Source organism: Burkholderia sp. BCC1996 (assembly GCF_905339955.1).
Classification (GTDB): Bacteria; Pseudomonadota; Gammaproteobacteria; order Burkholderiales; family Burkholderiaceae; genus Burkholderia.
The window spans coordinates 1-508 of record NZ_CAJPHM010000099.1 but is presented as its reverse complement, the minus strand read 5'-3'; the positions used below and the strand labels follow the sequence as shown (position 1 = coordinate 508).

The following is a 508-nucleotide window of genomic DNA, read 5'->3' as shown; positions in this document are numbered from 1 at the left end:
GAGTCAAACATAGAGTTCGAATCATCTTGAGATACATCGATACAATCACAACCCGGATAGTTTTCACGTCCATCTCAAGACGCTTCCGCTATCCAAATTACTTACTTCTTCCAGATTGTTAAAGAACGACAGCCGATATGATGTTACTCATATCACTCTGACTGGCTCAATCGCCAATGACAAAGACTCGACCACGTCGAACGCTTGTCATTGAAGATTGGTGGAGGCAGACGGGATCGAACCGACGACCCCCTGCTTGCAAAGCAGGTGCTCTCCCAGCTGAGCTATGCCCCCATGTACAGGTATTCCTCAGGTGTGTACCTGTCGGTATGGGATGCTCGTAAGCGCTAAAGCGCTAACGATCATCGACACGCCAGACAAGACAATGGTGGGTCTGGTTGGATTCGAACCAACGACCCCCGCCTTATCAAGACGGTGCTCTAACCGACTGAGCTACAGACCCCTGAGTCTGTCTTTAAATTTACAGCCGATAAGCGTGAGCGCTCAA

At 49.4% G+C, this 508-nt stretch carries 2 tRNA genes; both read right to left on the bottom strand.

Features of this window, described 5'->3' with window-relative positions:
• Window positions 1-218 precede the first annotated feature (218 nt).
• Window positions 219-294, bottom strand: a tRNA-Ala gene (locus U4Z64_RS37390).
• A gap of 92 nt (window positions 295-386) precedes the next feature.
• Window positions 387-463 (bottom strand) — tRNA-Ile (locus U4Z64_RS37385).
• Window positions 464-508: the final 45 nt, after the last annotated feature.